Below are 6,896 nucleotides of genomic sequence, written 5' to 3'. Positions count from 1 at the left end.
GGGTGTCGGGGCGGGCGGGCGGGCGCGGCCCGCCGGGCCGCGGGCGGCGGCGGGCGCGCGCCCCCCCCCCCGCGGCTCGGGCGGGCTCAGCGGCCCGCGTAGACGTCCTCGACGTAGCGGCGCTCGTCGATCAGGCCCTGGAGCCAGGCCTGGGCCCGGCCTTCGTCGGCGCCGGGGGTCCGGCTCAGGTAGAGCTCGCGGAAGGCGGCGCGGACACCCGGGGCCATCCGGGCGCCGTCGCCGCACACGTAGACCTCGGCGCCGGCGGCGAGCAGGCTCCAGACCTCCGCGCCCTCGGCGGCGATGCGGTCCTGGACGAAGCGCCGACCGTCGACGGGCTGTTCGCTGAAGACCGGGCGCATCGAGACGGCGCCGGCCTGCTCGGCGGCGAGCAGTTCGTCGCGGTGCAGGTAGTCGGCGTCGGGCGCGTCGCAGCCGAAGTAGAGCAGGGCCGGGGCGAGTTCGGTGGCCCTGTCCTTGGCCTCGTCGGTGGCGGCGGCCTTGTCGGCGGTGGCGGTGGCGAGCAGGGCGCGGCGGTCGGCGACCGCGCCGCGGAACGGCGCCAGGCCGGTGCCGGCCGCGATCATGATCACCGGGGCGCGGTGGCCGATCCGGAACGTCTCGCGGCACGGCTGGAGGCGCGCCAGCACGGTGTCCCCGACGGCCACCCGGTCGAGGTAGCCGGAGCCGACGCCCCGGAAGGAGCCCCGGCCGGAGCGGGCCGGGGCGTCGAGCACGGAGACCATCAGGTCCACGTGGCGCGGGGCGCTGGTCGGCGAGGTGGAGATGGAGTACATCCGGGGTCGGATCGGCGGCAGCAGTTCCAGCAGCACCGGCCAGGTCAGGACCTCCCGCAGGGCCGGGTGGTCCTCGACCAGCTCCAGCAGCGTCCGCGGGTCGTCCTCGGGCAGCGCCCGCAGCGCGGCCTGCTCGGGCGGGCACGGGTTGAGGTCGGCCAGCGTCGCGCGCTGGGCGGCGCTCGGGCGGTCCTGCAACTCGACGTGGTGGGTGAGCAGTTCGCGGACCGTCAGCGGCCGGTCCACGGCCAGGATGGTGCGCCGGTTCGCCACGATGCCGAGCAGGGTGTCCGCGTCGGCGCCCAACACCTTGGCGGCGCGCTCGACCAGGGCCGGGTCGTTGGCCGGCAGCACCGAGACGTGGTCCGCGGTGCGGTAGTCGACGCCCTCCGGCAGGGCCAGCCGGACCAGGCGCTTGACCCGGGGGTAGGCGGGGTCGGTGAGGCTGCCGACCGCCGTGACGGTCAGCCCGATCACGCGGCGCTTCGCGGCCAGGGCGTCCAGCGGGCCGCCGGCCAGCTCGGTCACGGTGTACGTCTCCAGGGCGGCGGCCTCGGCGGGAGCGGGCGCGGTGCCGGTGCCGGGGGCGACGACGGGTGCAGCGGCGTCGCCGTACCGCTCCAGCAGGGCCCGGCTCAGCGCCGTGGTGAACTCCGCCACCTTCCCGGCCAGATCGCCGGAGGCGTCGGCCGCGCCCCGGGCGAGCAGCCGGGTGCCGCCGAGGGCGGCGAGGCCCTCGTCGATCAGCGTCGGCACGCGCTGGTACGTGGCGGCGTACGTCCGGTCGCCGATGCCGAGCACCGCGTACCGGACGTCCTTCGCGAACCCGGCGGTGCCCTGGCTGCTGGCGCCCGCGCCTTCGCCGCCCTCGGCCTGTTCGGCCTGCTCGGTCGCCGTCCGGAGCCGGCGGACGAACTCCGCCGCGTCGTCCGTCGGCTGCCCGTTGTACGAGGCGGCGGTGATCACCACCGGCCGGTCGGTGGGCAGCCCGTCCGCGTAGGCGTCCAGCGGGGCGACGGCGGTGTCGCAGCCGAGCGCGGCCGCCGCGTCGGCCAGCTGCCGGGTGAACTCGCGGCAGGCGCCGTAGTTGGAGCCGTGCAGGAGCAGCAGGCCGGTGCCCTGGCGGACCCGCCCGGGCAGGTCGGCGGCGCGGACGGGCGCGTCCGCCACCGCCGGGGGCGTGGCCGTGCGCGGGGCGAGGGCGAGGGTGAAGTCGTCGGGCTTGATGGTGAGCGTCTGCTTGATGGTCAGCTGGTAGTCGGCGTGGTCGATCAGCCGGTAGCGGTGGACCAGCATGCCGAGCAGCATGGTCGCCTCGTGCAGCGCGAACTGCCGCCCGATGCAGGCGCGTTCGCCGGTGCCGAAGGGCTTGAAGGCGTGCGGTGAGCGGGCCGCCTCCGGCTCGGGGTCGAAGCGGGAGGGGTCGAACAGCTCCGGGTTGTCGCCCCAGACGGGGTCGCGGTGCAGCATCATCGTGGCCACCAGGACCGGCTCCCCGGCGCGGACCGGGATCCGGCCGCCGAGCAGGGTGTCCGCGCGGGCCTCCCGGCTGAACGCGGGGGCGGTCGGCCACAGTCGCAGCGCCTCGTTGAGCACCTGCCGGGTGTACCGGAGCCGGCCGATGTCCTCGTACGAGGGCTCCGGATCGGCCTGGTCGCCCCAGAGCGCGTCCACCTCGCGCTGGACCTCGCGGAGCACGGCGGGGTGCTTGACGAGGTAGTACAGGGCGAAGGAGAGCGCGCCCGAGGTGGTCTCGTGGCCGGCGATCAGGAAGGTGATCACCTGGTTGCGGATGTTCTCGGCGTCCAGTCTGCTGCCGTCGGCGGGGTGCACGGCGTCGAGCATCAGGCCCAGCAGGTCCTCGGCCGGGCCCTGTTCGGGGCTGCCGGCGCGGGCGGCGATCACCTCGTCCACCACCGAGGCCAGGTACCGGGCGTCGCCCCGGGCGGCCTCGTCGGGCTCGTTGTGGTCGAGTTCCGGGTCGCGCAGGAGCTTGTTCATCGCCCAGTTCAGGGAGCGGACCATCGCCTCGACGAAGGGGTGCGGCTCCTCCCGGTCGAAGGAGCCGAAGTCGAAGCCGAAACCGGCCAGCCCGATGGTGTCCAGGGTCATCCGGGTCATGTCGCCGGGCACGTCCACGACCAGCCCGGCGGCCGACCGGCCGTCCCAGGACTCGATCAGGCGGCGGGCCACCCGCAGCATCACGGGGTGGTAGGTGCGCATCGAGCCGAGCGCGAAGGCGGGCATCAGGATGTCGTGCGCCCTGGCCCAGTTCGGCTCCGCGTTGTACGCCGTGAACAGGCCGTCCCCGGTGAACTCGCGGACGTTCTCCAGGGCCGGTCCGATCGACTTGGTGAACCGCTCCTCGTCGGCCAGCTCCTCGACCAGGTCCAGGCCGCTGACGATCAGGGTGTCCCGCCCGTGCAGGCGCTGGACGAAGGCCGGGGCGTGCCGCCGGGCCAGTTCCATGGTGCGCAGCAAGGGGGCGGCGATCGGCGGCGCCGACGAGATGTCGACCAGCGGCACCCCGGCGGGGCTCTGCCGGGGCACCAGGGTCCCGGGCGGGAGCCCGGCTCCAGCCGGATTCGTAGCCTCGGCTGCCGCCGGGGTCATCGTCTCGGTCATGGGTTGTCGCCTTCCGTGGCAGGAGAAACCTCGTCGTCCTCCACTCTCGCCCGAACAGGGCAGGAACCCGGGCCCGAGGACTACATGTTTGTGCAGTAGCGGCGGTCGCGGAAGACTTGTCAACGGACCGTCAGGTCTGCTGCACGCGCAAGTTGTACACGGGAGGGGCCGGGATGAGACTGACCGACTGCGAGTCGACGGCGGAGAGCTGGCAGGACCTCGCCGTCATCTGGCGCAACCGGACGCTGCGGTTGCTCGACCACGTGCCGGTGGCGCTGGCGGTGTGCGAGTTCAGCGGCCGGATCATGATCGTCAACCGGGCGATGGCCGCCGAATTCGGCCTGCTGCCCGGGCAGTTGCGCAACCGGAAGATCCTGGAGTTCTTCACCCTCCGGGACAGCGCCACCATACCGGCGCTCGCCGAGGCCGTCCGCCTGCACCGCCGCTCGCAGTACCCGGCGCCGGTCTCCTGGTCGGCCGCCGACGGCACCGAGCGGAGCGGCGAGATGACCGTCGCCCTGGTCGGCGACACCCCGGAGGACGCCCCGAACCTGCTGCTCTCGCTGCCGGTCCGCACCGGGCCCGCCGACCCGCCGGCCGCCCCCCGCCCCGAGGTGAGCCCGGTCGAGGCCCGGATCCTCGCCGCCGCCGCCCGCGGCGCCACCACGGCCCAGATCGGCCGGGAGATCGGCCTCACCCCGGACGGCGTCAACTACCACCTCGCCCGGCTCACCCGCCGCTGGCAGCTGCCCAACCGCACCGCGCTGGTCGCCCGCGCCTACGCCACCGGCGTCCTGGCCGCCGGCGCCTGGCCGCCGGAGCCGGCCCCCCGACCATGACGGGGGCGGCTCGCGGGGGAGGTCGGCGGGCTGGGCTGCGCGGGCTGGGTTGCACGGGGCTGGGCCGTTCGGTGATTTAGTTATATGCTCACAATGATTTCAACAATACAAATACTTGTGGAGCCCCTACCATGCCGGACGCCGCCCCACGACGGCCCTGGCTCGTGCTCGCCATCTGCTGCATGAGCCTGCTGATCGTCAGCCTCGACAACACGATCCTGAACGTCGCCCTGCCCGCCATCCAGCGCGACCTGCACACCTCGGTGTCCGGGCTGCAATGGACGGTCGACGCCTACACGCTGGTGCTGGCCAGCCTGTTGATGCTCTCCGGCTCCGCCGCCGACCGGGTGGGCCGCCGCCGGGTCTTCCAGATCGGACTGGTGGTCTTCACCGCGGCGTCGCTGCTGTGCAGCCTGGCCCCCGGGCTCGGCTGGCTCGTCGCCGCACGGATGCTCCAGGCGGTGGGCGGATCGATGCTGAACCCCGTCGCCATGTCGATCATCAGCAACACCTTCACCGACTCCCGGCAGCGTGCCCGCGCCATCGGCGTGTGGAGCGGCGTCGTGGGCATCAGCATGGCCGCCGGACCGATCGTCGGCGGCGCCCTGGTCGAGTCGGCCGGCTGGCGGGCCGTCTTCTGGATCAACGTGCCGATCGGCCTGGCCGCGCTGTTCCTGACCCGCAGGTACGTGCCGGAATCACGGGCGCCGCGGCCCCGCCGGGTCGATCCGGTCGGCCAGGTGCTCGTCATCGTCCTGCTCACCGCGCTCACGTACGCGATCATCGAGTCGCCGGAGCGCGGCTGGACCTCGCCGCTCGTCGTCGGCTGCGCGGCGGCGGCGCTGGGCGCGCTGCTGGGCCTGCTGTGGTACGAGCCCAGGCGCGCCGACCCGCTGATCGAGCTGCGGTTCTTCCGGTCCGCGCCGTTCGCGGGCGCCACCGTGATCGCGGTCGCCGCCTTCGCCTCCCTGGGCGGGTTCCTGTTCGTCAGCTCCCTCTACCTGCAGAACGTGCGCGGGCTCACCCCGCTGCACGCCGGTCTGTTCATGCTGCCGATGGCGGTGATGGCGCTGCTGACCGCGCCGGTGTCCGGCCGCATGGTCGCCTCCCGGGGTCCGCGCATCCCCCTGCTCCTCGCCGGGGCGGCCCTGTGCGCGAGCGCCGTGCTCCAGGCGCTCACCTACTCCGAGCACCTTCCGACGGCCGTGCTGGTCGTCGCGTACCTGCTCTTCGGCACCGGCTTCGGCCTGGTCAACGCGCCCATCACCAACACCGCCGTTTCGGGCATGCCCCGTTCGCAGGCCGGTGTCGCGGCCGCGGTGGCCTCCACCAGCCGGCAGATCGGCCAGTCCCTCGGCGTGGCCGTCGTCGGCGCCCTGATGGCGGGCGGGGCGTACGCGCACACGGCGGCCTTCACCGACGCCGGGCGGACGGCGTGGTGGATCATCGCAGGCTGCGGCGCCGTCGTGCTGGTCACGGGTACGCTCACTTCCGGCCGCTGGGCCCGGGAGACGGCCCTGCGCACGGCGGAGCGGCTCGCCGCCGAGGAGACGCCTGAGGCGCCTGAGACGCCGGAGGCGCCGGGGGCGAGGGAGATGAAGGAGACGGTGAACACCTGATGGACCGCCCGCACACCGGCGAGCACCACGAGGGGGACGAGGCCGCCACCAGCACGGCGACCAGGGTCTGGCAGGGGCTGAACGTGCTCGTCCTGGAGCGCTACGACCGCCGCAAGACCGTCGCCGAAGCCCTCGGCATGAGCTTCAGCCGGGTCAGGGCGCTGCGCCGCCTCGGCGCCGACCCGATCACCCTGCGGGACCTGGCCGAGCGGCTGGGCAGCGACCCGCCCTACACCACCGTCATCGTCGACGACCTGGTGCGGCGCGGCCTCGCCGAACGCGTCACCAATCCCGCCGATCGCCGGTCCAAGCTGGTCCATCTGACCGAGGAGGGCCAGACGAAGGCCGCCCTCGCCGCCAGGATCCTCACCACCCCGCCCGACGACCTGCTCGCCCTGCCCCCGGAGGACATCCAGACACTCGACCGCGTCCTGGCGAAGCTCCTGGACTGAACCCCCCCAGGGCGGGTGCCGTCGTGGCCGCCGACGGGCTGTGAGGCCAGCGTGAAGGTCGTGGGTGGGGCCGGTGATCGGCCGTTGATCGGGCGTAGACGGCAAGCCTGCAGCATCTGGAACCGGAGGGGACCGGTTCGGAGGCCACAGCCTGACCACCGGGACCCACGCGGTCGGACCACGGACCGCGCGGGTGCCCAGCGCTGATGCCGCCACCGGTCCCGACCCCCATCAGGAGTCCGGACCACGAAGGGCAGACGAGGCATGGACGGCGGGCAGTGGGTGCAAGCGGTGAGGCCGGCGGCGGGCTTCGGCGAGCAGTTGAGGGTACGGCGCGAGCGGATCGGCCTGACCCAACAGTGCCTGGCCGATCACGCCACCCTGAGCGTGCGGGCGATCCGGGACATGGAGAGCGGCCGAGTCAGAAGGCCGCGGAACGAGACCGTCCGGCTGCTGGCGGACGCGGGGGGGGGGGGGGGGGGGCGGCCGGGGGGCGGGGGGGGGGGCGCCCCGCGGGCCCCCCCGCCCCCGTTGTCGGGCGGGCTGGGGGGGGGGGCGCCCCCC

Annotated in this window: 4 protein-coding genes and 1 pseudogene; 4 read left to right on the top strand and 1 reads right to left on the bottom strand. The window is 74.3% G+C overall.

Annotated features, from left to right (window positions below; all coding sequences use genetic code 11):
• Positions 1 to 86 precede the first annotated feature (86 nt).
• Positions 87 to 3,422: a cytochrome P450 gene (locus ACFV6I_RS14350; RefSeq protein WP_380425395.1), complete on the bottom strand. Its 3,336-nt coding sequence runs from the start codon at positions 3,420 to 3,422 to the stop codon at positions 87 to 89.
• 173 nt (positions 3,423 to 3,595) lie between these two features.
• Here ACFV6I_RS14350 and ACFV6I_RS14345 point away from each other — a divergent pair, with 173 nt between their 5' ends.
• The 4 genes and pseudogenes from ACFV6I_RS14345 to ACFV6I_RS14330 all read left to right on the top strand — a co-directional run.
• Positions 3,596 to 4,261, top strand: a complete 666-nt coding sequence (locus ACFV6I_RS14345) for a LuxR C-terminal-related transcriptional regulator (RefSeq protein ID WP_380425392.1) — start codon at positions 3,596 to 3,598, stop codon at positions 4,259 to 4,261.
• 131 nt (positions 4,262 to 4,392) lie between these two features.
• Entirely contained in the window at positions 4,393 to 5,880 is a 1,488-nt protein-coding gene (locus tag ACFV6I_RS14340; protein ID WP_380425389.1) for an MFS transporter, read from the top strand.
• Entirely contained in the window at positions 5,880 to 6,332 is a 453-nt protein-coding gene (locus ACFV6I_RS14335) for a MarR family winged helix-turn-helix transcriptional regulator (RefSeq protein WP_380425386.1), read from the top strand. The genes ACFV6I_RS14340 and ACFV6I_RS14335 overlap by 1 nt, the downstream gene beginning before the upstream one ends.
• A gap of 264 nt (positions 6,333 to 6,596) precedes the next feature.
• Positions 6,597 to 6,797 (top strand): annotated as a pseudogene (locus tag ACFV6I_RS14330) (multiprotein-bridging factor 1 family protein); the annotation flags it as partial.
• Positions 6,798 to 6,896 lie beyond the last annotated feature (99 nt).

Source organism: Kitasatospora sp. NPDC059803 (assembly GCF_042732255.1).
In the GTDB taxonomy this organism is placed as follows: Bacteria; Actinomycetota; Actinomycetes; order Streptomycetales; family Streptomycetaceae; genus Kitasatospora.
The sequence above is the reverse complement of the archived record's forward strand: the minus strand, read 5'-3'. Positions and strand labels throughout refer to the sequence as shown.